Annotated in this window: 20 protein-coding genes and 1 tRNA gene; 15 read left to right on the top strand and 6 right to left on the bottom strand. The window is 39.7% G+C overall.

The annotated features are described in order from the left end of the window. Positions 1–126 precede the first annotated feature (126 nt). A complete protein-coding gene (gene sppA / locus H6679_02790; protein MCB9493175.1) occupies positions 127–1,071 on the top strand; it encodes a signal peptide peptidase SppA in 945 nt (314 codons plus the stop codon). A 35-nt stretch (positions 1,072–1,106) separates the two neighbouring features. Here the strand turns inward: sppA and H6679_02785 are convergent, their stop codons facing one another. From H6679_02785 to H6679_02770, 4 genes are all read right to left on the bottom strand, one after another. After that, the gene (locus H6679_02785) at positions 1,107–1,865 is read right to left on the bottom strand and encodes a biotin--[acetyl-CoA-carboxylase] ligase (protein MCB9493174.1); all 759 of its coding nucleotides are present in this window, start codon (positions 1,863–1,865) and stop codon (positions 1,107–1,109) included. Positions 1,866–1,940: 75 nt separating this feature from the next. Next, positions 1,941–2,390, bottom strand: a complete 450-nt coding sequence (gene smpB, locus H6679_02780) for an SsrA-binding protein SmpB (GenBank protein MCB9493173.1) — start codon at positions 2,388–2,390, stop codon at positions 1,941–1,943. A gap of 8 nt (positions 2,391–2,398) precedes the next feature. After that, positions 2,399–2,845, bottom strand: a complete 447-nt coding sequence (locus H6679_02775) for a DUF2062 domain-containing protein (GenBank protein MCB9493172.1) — start codon at positions 2,843–2,845, stop codon at positions 2,399–2,401. A gap of 7 nt (positions 2,846–2,852) precedes the next feature. After that, on the bottom strand, positions 2,853–4,697 hold the full coding sequence (locus H6679_02770; GenBank protein ID MCB9493171.1) for a KUP/HAK/KT family potassium transporter: 1,845 nt from the start codon (positions 4,695–4,697) through the stop codon (positions 2,853–2,855). Between the two features lie 255 nt (positions 4,698–4,952). Between H6679_02770 and H6679_02765 the strand changes: the two genes are divergently transcribed. From H6679_02765 to H6679_02705, 13 genes are all read left to right on the top strand, one after another. Further along, positions 4,953–5,027: transfer RNA gene (locus H6679_02765), tRNA-Phe, on the top strand. 88 nt (positions 5,028–5,115) lie between these two features. Further along, complete coding sequence (locus H6679_02760; protein MCB9493170.1) at positions 5,116–5,817, top strand: hypothetical protein; 702 nt, start codon at positions 5,116–5,118, stop codon at positions 5,815–5,817. 28 nt (positions 5,818–5,845) lie between these two features. After that, positions 5,846–6,544, top strand: coding sequence for a hypothetical protein (locus H6679_02755; GenBank protein ID MCB9493169.1), 699 nt, complete (start codon positions 5,846–5,848; stop codon positions 6,542–6,544). Between the two features lie 23 nt (positions 6,545–6,567). Beyond that, complete coding sequence (locus tag H6679_02750) at positions 6,568–7,290, top strand: hypothetical protein (protein ID MCB9493168.1); 723 nt, start codon at positions 6,568–6,570, stop codon at positions 7,288–7,290. A gap of 52 nt (positions 7,291–7,342) precedes the next feature. Then, positions 7,343–8,284, top strand: a complete 942-nt coding sequence (locus H6679_02745; protein ID MCB9493167.1) for a hypothetical protein — start codon at positions 7,343–7,345, stop codon at positions 8,282–8,284. Between the two features lie 92 nt (positions 8,285–8,376). Beyond that, on the top strand, positions 8,377–10,821 hold the full coding sequence (locus H6679_02740; protein MCB9493166.1) for a right-handed parallel beta-helix repeat-containing protein: 2,445 nt from the start codon (positions 8,377–8,379) through the stop codon (positions 10,819–10,821). 106 nt (positions 10,822–10,927) lie between these two features. Further along, entirely contained in the window at positions 10,928–12,292 is a 1,365-nt protein-coding gene (gene ffh / locus H6679_02735; protein ID MCB9493165.1) for a signal recognition particle protein, read from the top strand. Positions 12,293–12,384: 92 nt separating this feature from the next. Further along, positions 12,385–12,645 (top strand): 30S ribosomal protein S16, encoded by a 261-nt coding sequence (rpsP, locus tag H6679_02730; protein ID MCB9493164.1) that lies wholly within the window; start codon positions 12,385–12,387, stop codon positions 12,643–12,645. A gap of 80 nt (positions 12,646–12,725) precedes the next feature. Next, positions 12,726–12,965: a KH domain-containing protein gene (locus tag H6679_02725; protein MCB9493163.1), complete on the top strand. Its 240-nt coding sequence runs from the start codon at positions 12,726–12,728 to the stop codon at positions 12,963–12,965. A gap of 76 nt (positions 12,966–13,041) precedes the next feature. Continuing rightward, positions 13,042–14,388: a tRNA (guanosine(37)-N1)-methyltransferase TrmD gene (gene trmD / locus H6679_02720; GenBank protein MCB9493162.1), complete on the top strand. Its 1,347-nt coding sequence runs from the start codon at positions 13,042–13,044 to the stop codon at positions 14,386–14,388. Between the two features lie 137 nt (positions 14,389–14,525). Further along, complete coding sequence (rplS, locus tag H6679_02715) at positions 14,526–14,954, top strand: 50S ribosomal protein L19 (GenBank protein ID MCB9493161.1); 429 nt, start codon at positions 14,526–14,528, stop codon at positions 14,952–14,954. Positions 14,955–15,026: 72 nt separating this feature from the next. Then, entirely contained in the window at positions 15,027–15,512 is a 486-nt protein-coding gene (locus H6679_02710; protein MCB9493160.1) for a hypothetical protein, read from the top strand. Then, positions 15,509–15,679 carry a hypothetical protein gene (locus tag H6679_02705; GenBank protein ID MCB9493159.1) on the top strand — a complete coding sequence of 57 codons (171 nt, stop codon included), beginning with the start codon at positions 15,509–15,511 and terminating at the stop codon, positions 15,677–15,679. Before H6679_02710 ends, H6679_02705 begins: the two co-directional genes overlap by 4 nt. 7 nt (positions 15,680–15,686) lie before the next feature. On the opposite strand, the gene H6679_02700 is transcribed toward H6679_02705, so the two are convergent. Continuing rightward, on the bottom strand, positions 15,687–15,884 hold the full coding sequence (locus tag H6679_02700; protein MCB9493158.1) for a hypothetical protein: 198 nt from the start codon (positions 15,882–15,884) through the stop codon (positions 15,687–15,689). A gap of 9 nt (positions 15,885–15,893) precedes the next feature. Continuing rightward, positions 15,894–16,652, bottom strand: coding sequence for a hypothetical protein (locus H6679_02695; protein ID MCB9493157.1), 759 nt, complete (start codon positions 16,650–16,652; stop codon positions 15,894–15,896). A gap of 224 nt (positions 16,653–16,876) precedes the next feature. Here H6679_02695 and H6679_02690 point away from each other — a divergent pair, with 224 nt between their 5' ends. Further along, a complete protein-coding gene (locus H6679_02690) occupies positions 16,877–17,800 on the top strand; it encodes a hypothetical protein (GenBank protein MCB9493156.1) in 924 nt (307 codons plus the stop codon). Positions 17,801–17,805 lie beyond the last annotated feature (5 nt).

Below are 17,805 nucleotides of genomic sequence, written 5' to 3'. Positions count from 1 at the left end.
AAAGCCGCCTTTGTTGGTCTGTTTGGAACTAACAAAAGCGGCTTTTCTTGCAAGCAAACCGGAAATCATTTAGAGTTATACCTTACGCAAAAAGCAAATTCAAAAAATCATATTCAAGGAATCATTGTGGAAAAAAACAACAAGCAGATGAACTTTTACAACATCTTAAGAAATCTTTTCTTTATTATTCTTATTCTTCAATTTACCCCAGCTCTTATTTCCAACTTACGCACATCCTTTGAAGAAACGGTCAATCCAAGCGCCCATGTCGCTTACCTAACCATCAATGGCCCAATCTTTGACTCAAGTTTTTATGTCAAAAAAATCGAAGACTTTTCTGAAAACAAAGATATTAAGGCACTTCTTTTAAAAATTAATTCCCCAGGAGGCTACCCCGGCTCATGCCAGGCAATTTTTAATGAGCTCCTCAAATTCAAAAAGAAAAAACCTATCGTTAGTTTTGTAGAAAACACCTGTGCTTCGGGAGGCTACTACGTTGCATCAGCTTCCAACAAAATATTTGCAAACTCATTGTCAATGATTGGTAGCGTTGGCGCACTTATGGAACTACCAAACGTTAAAGGTCTTCTCAACAACTGGATGGTTAACTACACATACGTGCAGGCCGGCGAGTACAAGACTGCCGGAAGCCCAGTCAAAGACCTCACGCCAAAAGAGCTTGCCTATTTACAAAACCTTGCCAACGATAACTACAAAGAATTTGTCAAAGATATTAAGGCACAACGTAACGTTGGTGCCGATGACAAAAAATGGGCTGACGGAAAGGTTTTTACCGGCAGTCAAGCTCTTAAGCTCAACATGATTGACGAAATTGGTTCATACTCTGATGCTATAGCTGAAATCAAAAAGTTAATTAATATCGAGCCTGATGACAAAATCAAGTTGGTAAAACCTAAAAAGCCCACAGGCTTGATGAAACTATTTGGTGCTGAAGAAGAATATGGCGAGCAAGGTGGTCTTGCAGATAAAACTGCAGCATTCATACACAACGTTTATCAAAAGTTCATGGTTCGCTGCAGTGTAACCAGCAGCGATATCCAAGCACATTAAAAAAAGGGGCGGAAGTTTTTCCGCCCCTTTTTACATTAAACCAACTGAATTGACTCCACTACGTACAGCGATAACGTACATAAACTACCGGTATTCTCAAGCAACATCATATCACCATTAGGCAGTACCTGAGTCATAGTCCCTTGTACAACACTGCCATCTTTGCGATGAACGCTAATTTTTTTGCCGAGATACACCTGATGCTGTCGCCACTGCTTGTACAACTGATCATAAGCACCATCTAACCACACCTGATACCACGATCCAATTGACGTTAAAAGATTTTTAAATAAGACACGCATATCAACATCGCTACCCTGCTCTTGCGCAATACTGGTGGCAATACTGCTCAGCTCATCAGTTGGCTCAAAGCGAGTATTAGCGTTAAGCGCAAAACCAAAAATGAGGCCTTGAAGTTGTTGTCCTTGCCATAATGCATGAGCAAGCATGCCGCCTATTTTTTTATCGTTCAAGACAAAGTCGTTGGGCCATTTGATACCAACGCCATATTCAAGCAACGGCTCAAGAATACCTAAGCTACATGCTATATCAAGCTGATTAAGTCTAATTGAAAGGTCATGCTCATCACACATGCCAAGCTCTGGCTTTAGAATAAACGTCACCAAAAGTTGTCCTGGCATAATCTGCCAACTACGTCCTTGCCTGCCTTGCGCGTGCTCAAGTTTGTCAACAACAATAACAGTCGCATGCTCGAGTTGGTCAAAGTTTTGCCGCGCCCACGCCATCGTGTTGTCACACGTTTTAAGACGACGCATTTTCCACAAAAGACTCACAAAATTCCCCCCTAATTGCTACTTCTCTTAGATCCCCAATCGAGTTGGGGATGAGATAAAGCTTTCAGCTTTATCTCACTTAATACGAACCTTCACTTCTCGCTCAGCCTGACGCTTCTGTTCACGATCTTGAATCGTTTTTCGCTTGTCAACTAACTTTTTATGACGAGCTAGTGCTATTTCAACCTTTGCATAGCCACGGCTGTTGATAAAAATGCGTAGCGGTACAATCGTCAGACCTTTTTTTGAAACCGCCCCCACAAGTGTGTTTAGCTCCCGTTTGTTAAGCAAAAGCTTGCGTGAACGACGGGAAACGTCGGTCTTTTCATATGCATGAGTGTACGGTGCAATATAGCAATTGAGTAAAAACAACTCACCTCGCGTAAATGTTGCAAATGCATCTGCAAGCGAAACCTGTTTTTTACGTAGTGATTTTATCTCGTCGCCCGTTAATTGAACACCTGCTTCAAACTTTTCAAGCAACTCGTACTCAAAATATGCTTTTTTATTTTTTGCTATATCCATAGTGTCTTTTACTCACACACCTGTTGTGGCACAATAATTCGTTTAAAAATACTCAATGCAAACGGATAGCAGAGCAACCCTGCAAGCGCTCCAAGCAGATTTCCTCCAATCAAAAACGACCAGACGCAAATACTACCAGAACCAAAAAATTTTTCCAGTGAAAATGCCCACGACGGGGAATACCCAAAGACATAATGCACCAGCCAATATCCAAAAAAATAATCTCCTGAAAAAAATGGTATAGCGGTCCACGGATTATTTATCGAAGCAACAACAAACAGTGTTGGGAAATGAAGATCAAAAATATAATTCATACAAACCATCATGAGCGTATGCGCACCAGGAAAGGGCGAAAAGGCAACATACACCCCCAACGCGCAAGAGCGTGCTAAACGTTTGGGGTTTGGATCACGCAACACTACACTCATCAATTTTTTATAAAACTTTTTGATCATCGCACTCCTAAAGATCTACACGTGTTACAACGCCATGTAGTTTATTTGCCGGAAGCTTGTAAAACTGGACAAATGAAGGTGACATGTGCTTGATAATGGCATACATTTTCCACAACCAGCTTTTTGTTGCAACCGCCTCAATTCCATAAAAAATAACCTTTGAGTTAATGCCCGCGTTGACCAATATCTTTTCAATATCAAGCACTTCCATGTAGCCACGATGAATTTCAAAAACCTGCAATCCTGGCGCTAACGTTCCTTTAAAAAAGCTGATTACACCAAAAGGATCATCGCGCGTTACGACAGAGACAATAATATTTTCTTCGTACATAATGCCATTAACAAACATCGTTTGTGCAACGTATGGCTGCAGTCTATCAACATCGGGTGCAAAAAATAATGCACATCCGTCAAGATGCTGATGCTTTTGATACTCTTCGTTGTACTTTTCTAAGTAATCTTCCAATGAGGTGAACTCACTTACATCATACAGCTTCTGCTCACCTCTGTTATAAATAAGCAAAATAGTAAATGGAATGAGCCCAATCAAAATAGACCAGTAACCCCCCTTTGGTATTTTGTATGTGCTTGCAAGTAGAAAAACTATGTTGATCAACGTTAGCAAAAACGCAAGACATGACTTGAAGTAATTTTTACGAAGCCAAAAAATCCACGTCATCATGGTACCGGTCATGGTCATTGTTCCGGTTACCGCAAAACCATAAAACGCCGTTAATTTGTATGAAAAACGAAATTGAATAATGACTAAAATAACAGCAATGTACAAACACCAGTTAATAAAGCCAATGTATACTTGGGAGCGTAATTTACTTGAGGTGTAGGCTATTTTAATGGTCGGGATTACGTTAGTAATAATTCCCTGGTAAACAATTGAGAATATACCGCTAATCATAGCTTGAGATGCGGCAATTGTCGAAACCAAACTTAAAATTAAGAATGGTATGTATGCTGCAGAAAATTGATGTAAGATCATCTCGTACAAAACGTACTTAGCATCTGGGCTAGAAAGTAAAAAAGCCCCTTGTCCTAGATAGGTAAGGGTCAGTGCAACAAAAACGACACACCAAGCTCGAATGATAGGCATACGTCCAAGGTGACCCATGTCTGCATAGAGCGCCTCACCTCCTGTTGCACACAAAAAAATTGCCGACAATGTAAAAAAACCTACAATTCCATTATGAATAAAAAATTGCAGTGCATAATATGGATTGAGGGCATACAAAATGCTTGGATGCTGAACGATTGAGTACATACCAGAAATGGATAATGCACTAAACCAAAGCAGCATTAATGGCCCAAAAGCATGCGAAACACGCTCAGCTCCACGCTTTTGCAACAAAAACAACATGGTTGTAATCGCACACGCAGCAACAACGAGTACTGTACGGCTCACCTGCGCAAATGCAGGAATAAGCAACGCCCCTTCAACAGCACTCAAAATACCTACAGCTGGGGTAATAACCCCGTCACCAAAGAAGAGTGATATTGCTATGAATGTCAGTATTGTCACCACCATGGCCTGCTTTGGTGAACTGAGTAGCGGTGTCAAAAGCTCTTTAAGCACGATGGTTCCACCCTCACCTTTTTTGCCTAGACTCATGGCAAGCCATGCGTACTCAAGTGTTACCACACTCGTCAACGTCCAAAAAATAAGCGATAAAACGCCAAAAATATTTTCGCTACTGGGGGCAATAAATAAAAAAATGACAGATAGCGCATAAATTGGACTGGTCCCAATATCGCCAAACACAATACCCAAAGACTTTATAACATCTTTGACCTGTTTTTTTAAGCTCTCAGTACTCCGATGATCCCTCTGCTCGCTTTCCATACCGCAACGCCCTTCACGCCTTTAAAATGGTAATAATTGCTCAACATATTTTTCGTAATAAAAAGCATAGTAAAACATACCTAAAATTATTGTGCAATAACCTGCAGAAAAGTAAAATAGGCCTCCTGTTCATTCAAACAACGCACTATCAGGTCATTTTTGATTGTATAACCAGCAATTTTTTAGTTGACACGCCCGCTTACTCCTTGTATTCTACACAATCATTCGCTTTGAATAAAAGCTTCTTTAAATAATGCCAGGATAGCTCAGGGGTAGAGCAGTAGACTGAAAATCTACGTGTCGGCGGTTCGATTCCGCCTCCTGGCACCACTTTTTTCCAAAAAGCTTCTCTTTTCAGATTTTTGCCTCTATTTTTTTAAGAATGCATGTTTTGTATTCTTAAAAAAGGAGAAACCTCGTGAATCATTTACACTTAGCAGCTGTATGTTTGCTGAGCATATTAGTCGCAAACCCATGCACCGCCGCCGAGCTACCCGAACAAATGAAAGAAGAAAGAGAAGTCATAAAAGAAATAGAAAGACCAAGAACTCCTCCCTTTTGCATGTTTCAAACAAATAAACACAAACTAACGCTAACTCCAGAAGTTTTACAACATTTATTTTTCATCATAGACACACGAGCGCATCCAACAAAAATAACGCACCAAGGAATTGAAAATTTTACATGCTCGTTTATAGATAACACTTTTACTGCTCCGCGAGACACAGCAAGTGAATATATGCCCCCAGAAACTACTCAATTACTTATTCAGGCAATGGCTGGTGCTACTTTAAAACAAGCCATCACAGAAAAAATTTTACCTGAGTTACATAAAACTCATATTACTTTCTTTTTTATTCAAGTCAGAATAGGGGCGAATCAAATTACTGTTCAAGAATCATACAGAAAAGCCTTAGCTGACTTGAAAGTAAGACCACAATCCATAATATATTTGCACGATGGAACTCTTGACGCTCTATACTTAAACCATTTAGTAGAACAAGGGATAGATGTTTTTGAATTAACAGAGCAAGATGAAACAAGTGACATTGTCCAAACACTCGTGGCATCATTTTTCACTGAAAAACTACGCAAGCATTCACAATCCATTGGTCGGTAATTTCACTTTAAAAAAAGGAGATTTTTAAATGCACTATTCATACGTAGTACTTGCATGCGCCATGACACTATTTGGCAATGCGACATGCGCAGAACAAAATCAAGCCGCAAAAGATAAAGAATCGAAGAAAACGAAGAAAGAAAAACATTCACACAAAGATAAGAAACGAAGCTCATTCGAATTCAATCAACATCAAATGGTACCTTTGGCAGAAGCATTGAAAAATCGACTTTTTTTAGTTATCAATGCTGCGCATGATAAACCTAACCCACTCGAAAGCATGTCCAGTCTAAAATCTCATGCTAACTTCAAAGTTTTTGAGGTCAATATTCCTGATTCTCTCCATCAGATCTGCATGCTACTAAATCATATAAGCAAAAAAAGTCACCACCAAGATCTTTTAAAAGCTTTTTTCAAGATAAAGCTTGAAAGTATAATTTCTGAATTAGAAGAACAGCCAACACTCAAGGGTATTATAAAAATTGACTTCTTCTCAACGCACACCGCAGCACAACATGTCTTCGTAAAACTTTTTAGCGATCTTGTCAAACCACAGTCTATATTTTATTTCGCCAATCCAGACTACGTAGACAGAGCTACAAAAAACTATTTAGATCATCTTGAACAAACACAGATTCTTGTTTTTAATCACGAGGGCTCACCGCTTAGCAAAAGAGAAAAAAATAAATTTCATCAAGCCATCAAAGACGCCTTTGGCATCAATTAATTTCAATAAAATAAGGAATTTTTATGAAACACATGTATTTTATGTTCGCCTTAGCACTTGGCATCTGTAACTCAGCCATGGGTGCTGAAAGCAGCAAAGACAAGAAGGAGAAAACAAAGAAAGATAAAAAAGATTCACAGAAAAACAAAAAGCGAGACTCTTTTGAATTTAACCTATACAAAATGCCGCGACTGGAAGAAGATATAAAAAATCGTCTTTTTTTAGTAATTAATGCTGCCCACAAAAAACCTGATCCACTTGAGCTCTTGCCCACAGATATTTTTACTTTAAGTCATTCTACATATAAAATTTTTGAGATTTACATTCCTGATGAAATTTATCAAAACCAAATTAGGATCTTGAACTTCATGGATGATAAACATCATGCTCAAAGCACCCTACGTGCTATTTTACTTGCTAATTTGATACCAGACGTGATTCCTGAACTTCAAAGCAATAAAAAACTTAGAGGCTTCATACGGATTAATTTTTATCCAACAGACACAGCAGCTCAAAACGTGTTTATAAAATTTTTCGAGAAGCATATTGGCCCTCAATCAATATTCTATTTTATAAACGAAAAATATATAGAAGACCCAGACTACCTTGAACATCTCCAGAAAAAAGGAATTTTTGTTTTTAACCATAAAGGCACCCAATTGGGCAGAGACCAAGAAAAAACATTTCGTCAAATCGTCGTAAACTATTTTGACATACCTCAAGAAATCATACCAAAGCATCTTTAGATCTCTCTAGACGAATAAATTTAATAAATATATAAACACAGGAGATTTTTTAGTGAAAAATGTATATTTTGCCCTCGCCATAACACTTGGCATCTGCAACTCAGCAATAGCAGCTGAACCAGGAAAAGACAAGAAAGAGAAAACAAAGAAAGATAAAAAAGAGAAAGATAAAAAAACTGGGTCTGGAAGAACCCCTAGTGGTATTTTCTCTAAAAGAAAAAGCGACACTCCGGAAATATCAGCCCCAAGTCCACTTATAGATTTAAAAGTGAAACCTTCCCCTGATCAAAACGATCAAGACCGGGTACTACAGTCCCCCCACCGTCCTTCACTAGACGGCAGCAGACGTAACTCTTTTGACTTAAGTCCATACAACACAATCACACTTACACCTGAACAATCTAAACGCCTCTTTTTCATACTCGACACGGCATGTATAACATTTTTTAAAGAAGATTCTGATTACTGCGAGCAAGTAGATCCTATTGAACTAGCCTTTCAAGCTCTTCAACCAGAACTTCAATTACCAATTAAACTTATAAACCAAGAAAATCCCGAAGCCACTCTCCCCCAGAAGGAGTGGATAGACAACACAGAGCATCAACCTACCGTAGAAAGCTATAAAGAGTTACTTAAGGGCTCATTGCGTCGAAAAATGATAGACACAATAGTGCCAGCTCTGCAAGATAAGACTGAACATACAAACACTCCTGTTTTTTTCAGAATTAAAGCTCCACGTTCAAGCGTCGTAGCGCAAAAGGCCTTTTTAGAGTTTATGCAGGAGTTCATTCCTCGCTCACAAATAATTTATTATGGTAATGCAAGTCAATACATCGTATACTACAATAAGGCTGCCATAGGGTTCGTCCAACATCTTAAGAAAAATGAATATACTGGTTATGGACTAGACAGTAAGGACAAGAATATTGCTACAACAATACAAAACCATCTACGATTTCTCGTTTCCTCATTATTGAAGCAAACAGCTGAATAAACATCAAATAATCAAAAACGAAAGGAGAAAAAATCAGACAACTGACATCGTAATCAGCGATAATATTTACTACTCAAAACAAAGGAGAACAAATGAATCACAAAATTCATTCACATTATTTTGCACTTTTTGCTCTACTCATGAGCACAAATCTTAATGCTGGATGCCCATTTGGCTTTGATAGCGGTAACACCGCTCAGCCAAAACGTAACACTGGCGCACAAACGAAAACCATCTCGCAAAAAAATCCAACACCGCAAGCACCAGGATCTATTGATCTGAGCGATGCTGTAGCAATCACGCAAGCAGATTTTGACAGCGGTACGTACCGAATCAAAACGCCAGGCTACTACTATCTGAAAGAAGATATTGCTTTTGAGCCATCACCAGGTGCTGAAGCTGGCAGAGCAGACAAACCAACACGTGGCTGGTTTGCTGTCATCTCAATCGAGACTGACAACGTTACCTTAGACCTCAACCAAAAAACCATTGAAACTACAACTGACTTTGTTAACGCACATAACTTTAAACTATTTTCCATCATTGAACTTGCAAATGCTGCGTTTCCTACCCCACCAAAAGACCTTGAATTCACCGCTTTTGCCGGAGAAACAGAATTCATAAGTGCTAACAACGTTGTTGTCCGTAATGGAACACTTGGTCGTTCATCGCACCATGGCATCCACGGAAACTTTAACGATAACATCCAGGTACATGATTTGGTTGTGCGTGACTGGGAAGTTGGTGGTATTGCGTTCAATAATTTGATCAGTGGCCAAATTAAAAACTGTATGGTCTCGGGCTCTCAGCACGAAATCAAAATCAAGGGTGATCCTGCAACACTGCATGATTTGCGCAGAGCACTCGTTGCGCTTGAAGATGGCGGCGACGCCAACGCAACACCACACCGCGAAGCGATTGATAAATTAATCGCAGATCCTGTTGCCAATGGCACAGCAAGTCCAATACCATTCCCTGATGGCAACATGTACGGTATATTCATTAACAACTTTCTGGACGTCGGACCGCGTGGAACTGAAAAAGCATGCCTAGAACTTGAGCAGCTTCACGGCTTTACGCACGGTCACTGTGTAGAGATTGAAAATGTATCAGTCTGTAACATTCAAGCAGCGCTCCGCGAAACCGTTGGCATGGCTGGTTATACCGTCCGCGAAGGTAAAGTTGCTCGCTTGACCATGGGCCCTAACGGCGTCTTTGGCACACTTCGCTGGGAAGATGCCTATCCAAGCGGAACGTTTGCTCCAAACGCTATTTTAAAAGCTCAGGTATATGCAGTAAACGCAGCAGATCCTGATGGCCTGCCAGCGGGCTTTGCTGCAAATATTTTATCAGCAACTCCTAGTGAAGCACTTTTCAAAACACACGTAACACCTGTGTTTGGTGAAGACCTTGCAGGCCACTTCAACAAAGGAATTTTTGGCATACGCCTTGACTGTGTTGATGGCATCAGCATTAAAAACTGCAACGTTTCCGGTCTTGAAAATAAAGGTGTAACTGGCATTGTGTTGAGTGATCTTGCAGGAGGAGCAAACTATCCTGACTTTGAGCAAAAACGCTACAAAGGTAATGATGTCTGGGGAATTTCACTCTCATATTGCAACAGCTGCTTGATTAAAGACTGCGCGGTAAACAATTGCACCACAAGCAATGGTGACGTAGTCGGTGTTTCATGCCTAAATGGCTCAAGTGCAAATCTCATTGAGAACTGCTACACCGGAGACATGCATTCACAACACGATAGCGAAGAAACAATTGTTAATCCAACTGGCAGATCAATCGGATTTCTTTGTGAAGAGGGCTCAAACTCAAACTTGATCAACAATTGCGACTGCGCACTGCTTTCATCATATCGATCAACATTTGGTTTCACGTCAAGAAACTGTCTAGCAAACCGATTTGAAGACTGTAAAGCATACAACCTCCGTGCACATGCGACAGATCGCCTTGACGATCCTAAGCAAGCTGTTGGCTTTGAATCAGAGGCTAGCAAATGCACACAGTTCTTACATTGCGAAGCCGTTTGCATGGCATGCACAGGAGAGTCTGCGGAGCGAAGAGAGACTGACTCTCAAGCTGCAGGATTTTTACTTTGCGATAATAAAGATGAAGTAACCGACAAAAAGTCATTGATAAAAGATTGTGTTTCACGCTGCCACAACGGTGGTGCTGGTGAAGCGTTTGGCATATGCCTGTCTGGTGCTGAATGCGCAGCATTGGTTGGCAACACCACAGCACTCAACGACGGTGACTCACCAGCAAATAACAGCTTTGGCATCAAAGACTTTGCTCGTCAATCAACATCGCTGGTAACCAAAAATATTGCCTACGCAAACGAACAAAACTACTATGTCACGTATGCAAACTCAAGCGGAAAACTGCTCGTTACTGAAAGCTCGTATGACGATCTTGACTCACTTATTTCCGTTAATGCGTGGGAAAATATTGCACTTGATAAACGAAAAGATAGCCAAAACAACGTAAGGCCACCACGCCCACCACGTCCATCACGACGCTAATCACAATCTGTAAATAGGTTGTTAAAGCCCCTATTTTGTGCTAGTTTTCTTACTTTAAAGCTATTGTTTTTAAAGGTTTTATAGGCTACGCAGACTAGGGGCTTACATGTTTGATTTTCTTTCTCAAAAATTCTCAGGTGTTTTAAGTTGGCTCAAAGACAAGGGGCGCCTTAGCGAAGAAAACATCGCACAGGCAACTAAACAAATAGAAGAGGCATTGCTTGAGGCTGACGTTCCTTTTGATATCGTTAAAGAATTTTTGAATCAAGTAAAAGGTGAAATTGTTGGACAAAAAGTCACCAAGTCACTCAACCCTGGTCAACAAATGATCAAAATTGTTCATCAAAAACTGCTTGATTTTCTTGGCGGGGCCAAGGCCCTTTCTCCTACATCGTTTCAAATCCCATCTGTACTTATGGTCATGGGGTTGCAAGGCTCTGGTAAAACAACTACTATTGCCAAACTCACTCATTGGATAAAAAAACAAGCAAAGCAACGAGGCAAACAACGCGCGGTTTTACTTGCCTCTGTTGACTTTTATCGCCCCGCAGCCATTGATCAGTTGGAAATTTTGGCAAAGCAGGTTGATACTGATTTTTATCGAGCTCAGTCAACTGACCCCGTCAGTGCTGCCCGCGAAATTTATGATCATTTCAAAAAAAATCAATATGAACATCTCTTTCTAGATACCGCTGGACGCTTGCATATTGATCAGCAGTTGATGGAAGAACTCAAACAAATTAATGCAAAACTAACACCTCGTTACAAAATTTTGGTCCTTGATGCAATGACGGGCCAAGAATCACTTAACATTGCAAAAAGCTTTAATGATGAAATCGGCTTTGACTCAGTTATTTTAAGTAAAATGGACAGTGACACTCGCGGTGGCGCCGCCTTTGCATTTCGCTATGCACTCAAAAAGCCGATAGCTTTTGTTGGGAGCGGTGAAAAAATAGATGACCTTGAACATTTCATTCCAGAGCGTATGACAACACGCATTTTGGGTATGGGTGATATCATGACCCTGATTGAAAAGGCATCTGAAGATATTGACGAACAAAAGCAAGAAAATTTATCAAAAAAACTTTTTAGCGGTAATTTTTCACTCAACGAGTTTCTTGATCAAATTCAGATGATTGACAAACTTGGCTCGCTGCAAAAGATAACACGCTACCTACCAGGCTTTCATTCACTCCCACAAGACGCCATGGAAAAAGGACAAACAGAAATAAAAAAATTTAAGGCCATTATCTGCTCAATGACCCCCAAAGAACGCCTTGCACCCGCTATATTCGACGCTTCACGCAAAAAAAGGGTCGCCCAGGGGGCTGGAGTTCAAGTTCAAGATATCAACCAATTGCTGGAAAGATTTGAACAAAGTAAACAATTTGTTAGAATGTTTAAGAGAAGTGGCAAATTTGGAAAATTCTTCACTGTTGCCGCACTAACCATATGCAGTATGTTGGTATAGCAAATCGAGCGTATATAATAAATTCTGTTTTTGGGAAATACACTTTCGATAAACGAAATACAGAAGAGAGACTACGGAAAGGATAACAAAGAATGGCTGTTACAATTCGGCTCAGTCGCTTAGGCAGAAAAAATCGTCCTTATTGGCGAATCGTTGCCATGGACTCACGTAAAAAACGTGATGGTGCGTTTCTTGATAACCTGGGCACCTACGACCCAATTAAACATGAAATCGTTCAGTTGAATACTGAAGGTATTCAAAAATGGGTGTCAAACGGAGCACAATGCTCACAGACTGTAGCAAAGTTGCTTAAATCACATAAAGCAGCTGGCAAGACAACTGCCGCAAGCTAAACGTAGACCTTTTTAGCACCTAAAACAAACTCATCTCTTTTTTCAGCGTCGTTACATGACTATTCCATTAGGAGAAAATAATGAGCGTACTTAAGGAACTTGTTGAGTTTATTGTAAAAAAGCTTGTTGATAGGCCAGAGCAAGTATCTGTAACAGAAGTAAGCGGAGAACAGTCAATTATAATTGAGCTGCACGTTTCCCCAGAAGACTTAGGAAAAGTTATCGGCAAAGAAGGTAGAACCGCTCGTTCTATCAGAACGCTTGTTCATGCAGCAGCATCAAAAGAGCAGAAGCGTGCTGTACTTGAAATTCTTGAATAAGTAGCTAATACATAAATAGAACATTTTTTAAAGAGGCTGACGTTGTCAGCCTCTTTTTTTACTCAAAATGCATACAATGAAAATTACAATTATCTCTGTCTTCCCAGAACTACACGAATCTTTCATCAACACAAGCCTTGTGGCTCGAGCTGTTGATGCAGGCATTGTCAAATTTAACTTGCTCAAACTGTCGCAATTTTGTCCTGTAAAAGAACGAATTGACGAGCCAACCTGCGGCCCAGGCCCAGGCATGATCATTAAACCTGAATTATTGCAACTAGCTATCGATCACGCACAAGATGAGCATGGTCCGGGATTTAAGATCTTCTTTTCTCCTCAGGGGCAACGACTTGACCAACACATGCTACAAAAATTTGCGGAAAAAATTACACCTCAAGACACGAGCAAGACGTTAGAAACAATGGCTCAAAATCCTGACGGTCACCTCATTTTGGTGTGTGCTCGATATGAAGGCATCGATGCTCGGGTTGAACAAGAATACGCTGATGCCAGCATCTCAATTGGAGACTACGTACTCATGGGAGGCGACCTACCAGCTCAAGTGCTACTTGAAGGTCTTTTACGTCTCATTCCTGGCGTTGTAGGCAATGAGCAGTCAGTCGAACAAGAATCTTTCAAGGGACCATTCCTTGACCACCCTCATTATGGGCTGCCGGTAGAGTGGAAGGGAAAGCGAATCCCAGACATCGTACGTTCTGGCAATCATGAAAAAATCAATCAATGGCGCCAAGAGCAAGCCTGTAAAAAAACACTCTTAACCCGTTTTGATTGGTTGAGAACTCAGTCTTTAACCGACGCACAAACTGATCTTTGCAAACAACAAATTCCAAACCACTATGTTGCGCTGCTTCATAGTCAAATTAGACTCAAAGACAATGAAAGTGGGCACACATCAATTGCATCATTAGACATCCATGACGGTGCTCGCTCATGTGCAACATATGGCATCGAAAATTACTTTGTCGTTTCATGCTTAAAGGATCAACAAAAAATACTCCAAACATTTTTGCAGTTTTGGCATTCGGAAGAGGGTAAAAAATATAACAAGAGTCGTTACGACGCAGTAGCAAAACTTATTCCCTCTCCAAACCTTGACCATGTCATTGAAACCATCAGACAAAAAGAAGGTCAGTCCCCGCTCATTATAAGTACATCCGCAAAATACCATGGCCACGGACAAGTGATTGACTATCACAGCCAGGGAACTGTTTGGCAGCATAACAGGCCTGTACTCATTTTATTTGGCACTGGGCTTGGCCTTGCAGACGAAGTACTTGAACAAAGTGATTTCTTACTCACCCCTGTTGCTGGCATGAGTAATTATCGACACCTGTCGGTTAGGGCTGCTATCGCTATTGTACTTGACCGCTGGCTTGGACTTAATAAAAAACTTTCTATGTAAAAAATACTAATAGGAATACAAAGTCGTGAAATATGTTAAGTATTGCTAAGCAAGAAAAAGCAATATATACTGAATAACTCAAGTTTTTTTGAAAACATTGCAGTATTTTTTGTGTACAAACTAAAGCAAGGTCAATCATGAAAGCAAAAAAATTAACAAAAGAAACAATCCTTGATCACGGTGTTTACGACCGTAATTTTCCTGAGTTCAAAGTTGGTGACACCATCCAAGTCGATCAAATCGTCAAAGAAGGTGGCAAAGAACGTATACAGCTGTTCACAGGCAACGTTATTAGCATGCATAAAAAGGGCATTTCCTCAACGTTTACCGTTCGCAAACTGGGTGCTAACAACATTGGTGTTGAAAAAATTTTCCCATACTACTCAAAAAACATCAAAGATATTACGCTTGTTAAACAAGGTGTTGTGCGTAGAGCAAAACTTTACTACCTACGTGATCGCTTAGGCAAAGCAGCTAAAGTCGAAGAAAAAATTATCTTTAAAGATAAAGCAGCTTCAAGCGAGCAAAATCAAAAAAACCCTACTACTCAAGCTGCAGCAGAATAGCCTTAAAGCATATGGTGCTTTATGCGGGGAAAAAGGAGTACGCAAGTCGTTTGTCGCTTGGCGAAATTTTTTTTGACTATATCTTGTTTTTTGCTTTCATCATGCAGTAAAGAAAAAAAAACGCCCTGTAACTTATCGTATCGGGAAGTGACACAAGCCGCCTTGCAGGCTCCTTTATTCGACGCTCAAATAATTCAAGCAAAGCATTTTGACATACCTGTTCCGACAGGTTTTGAACTGCATGCCACCTCATCTTCATACTCATCGTCGTGCTTTCCTACCACGAAACTGGAGGAAGACTCTGTCGCCGAGATAGATATTTCTACTACTTTTTTACAGTACTCTGGTAAGCAGAAATTAAAACAACTCAAAACATTTTACTTGCGCGAAATGGAACTTGCAGGTTGGGACATCTCTGATTTTTCAAGTACACAGGAAGGCCTTTTCGCTTGTCAAAAACCTACAAAACAATGTGTCATATCTCTCAGGCAGGAGCATAATGACACACCGTCAAGCATCTACGTTTTTATTAAAGGACGAGGAGACTTAACAGCATGAATGTAATGATAACTTTTTTTGTTCAGGCCTTTTTTTTACTTAGCCTTTCGCTCATTGCAACTATTTTTATCTTTTTTATGTTGGCTAAATTTTTAGGACCATATTTTGGTCTAAAGATCGAATCAGACTCTATTTATGCTCAAATACTTAAACACCTGAAGCAGTAGCATGACACTACGGCTTTAGCCCCTTGATCTTCTTTGCCAATGCGCTAAATATACGCCCATCAAGCAAAAAAATACCAGACGCTATCATTGCTATACCTTGTAAAAATGGCAAAAACAAACCAAAAATTCCTGCAATAATAAGAAAAATTCCAGCAATTTTCTTGATCACAAACAAAAACTTTTGCTTAGCCGTCATCATTTTCAAGAGCATTCCTTACCACAGAAGGCGTCTAAAAAATGCAAAAACTGCTTTTATAAAAGCAACAATAGCCCTAAGAATATCTGTAAACGATTCCATAACCCCCTTATGTTCATCACCATGAAATCGCTCGCGCTCTGCAAGTGTGATACCCCTCTTCAAGGGCATGGGGCGTTCCTCTTTTTTTATAACGATTTCAACAGCATTTTGATTACTGCTGGAACTATCCTCTACCTTATCAACAACTGCTTCTTTAATTACTTTTGCAGGTTCTTCAGGAAGTTTAAATGGTTCGGTTGTGATCTTTTCAATCCTATCTATATTACTTAAAAACCATGATTTATTGAGATTTGTTTTTGCATCAATCCCACAAATACTCACTCTTCTAGGTATCAGCAAGTTCGCAATTTCCTTATCTGTCGTTGTTCTGACAGTTACTTTCGCCCAATCGCCATCGCGATATCGTTCACTAGGAAAATGGGAATCCTCAACATGAATTTCTAAAATTTTGGATAATTCAAGCTTAGTATTTGAATCATTATCTTCATGCTTAACCCCATCAATACTCGTCTGACCAGAAAAGCTCAAATCCTTAATAATAGTTGCTGTTTCCTCATCATAAATAACAGCTTGAAAACTTTGCTCTCCAGGCTCAAGGCTAACAAATGGTGGATCTGAAACAACATTACCTCGATCGGCTTCTCCAAAAGGAGATCCCACAAAAAAACTTACCGACAAGGTAATAAACATAAGATACAAGACATTTTGCTTCATGAGACATCCCCTTCTTCTTTAAATCAATCATTGTATCAGCCCTGCAAAAGACACCGTTAAGATATCAATAATTACACAAAGAATACAAGAATTTAAAAAGGCTTTACTAATCAGCAAGAACTTTGCATCACTTGTCTTTGAAGCACATTTTAAGTATAATCACAGTCACATTTAAACAGATAAATATTATAACAAATTGTATAACAGAATATTAAAAGGGTCGTGTGAAACTCAAGGGTTACGTAGCTATCACACTCATTGTATTACTCAAGTTAACTGTTGGCATGCAGGCAAGTCAGTCACCCACTTCTGGATTGAACAACAAGCCTAGCAAGCAAAACAAGCTTTTGGAGCTTTACAAATTAGCTCAAGACGATGATATAGTAAGAGAAGAATACAACACAAAAAAAACATCTCACCTGTACCAACAGTTTAGCAAAGAACAATACATAGCATTGGTCGATCGACTTAAAAAGCATATCCCCATGACCAACAACTACGATGGCCAAAAAAATATACAACCACTTCAGAAGCTGCCTCCATACACTAAAAAACTACTTATTCAACTAAATCAAAAGCACCTTTTGCCCTACACGCACGCTCTGTATGCATTTCTTGCATGGAGCATATACTTTTTTATTTTTACACATTCTCCTTACAAGATTGCTTTTTATGATAATTTATACCTTCCCTATATCCGCTGGAAACCATACAGACCACGACTAGAACAATCCAGTATACCACTGCCGCAACTCCATGAACCTGTTGAGTATAGCCCGGAAGATAGTGAGGAACGTAAAAAACGTATTACTCAACTACAAGCAGAACTTGATCGCATTCTTGAAGATATTTACACACTCAGTAATGCCTCTCTTGACAAACATATTAAGGATGAAACGCTTCTGACACTCAATCAGCAAAAAGAAGAAATAATGACAAAACTTCGTCTACTTCAAAAGCACATTAGTCCGCTTTTTTATTATGATCGAAAAAAAGCATCAATATCTCTTGCTTTGCCTATTTTTCTTGCAGGGATAACAACACTGCTTGTTGCCGGCTCATACAACAAAACTAAAAAAGAGTTTGATCTCTCAACCGATGACTTTTTCAAAAATATGCACGATAACTTCGAGTTCTTGTGGACGTAAATTAT

Source organism: Campylobacterota bacterium (assembly GCA_020633995.1).
Classification (GTDB): domain Bacteria; phylum Babelota; class Babeliae; order Babelales; family RVW-14; genus JACKCO01.
Note: the sequence above shows the minus strand (reverse complement) of the source record. Positions and strands in the feature narration are given on the sequence as shown.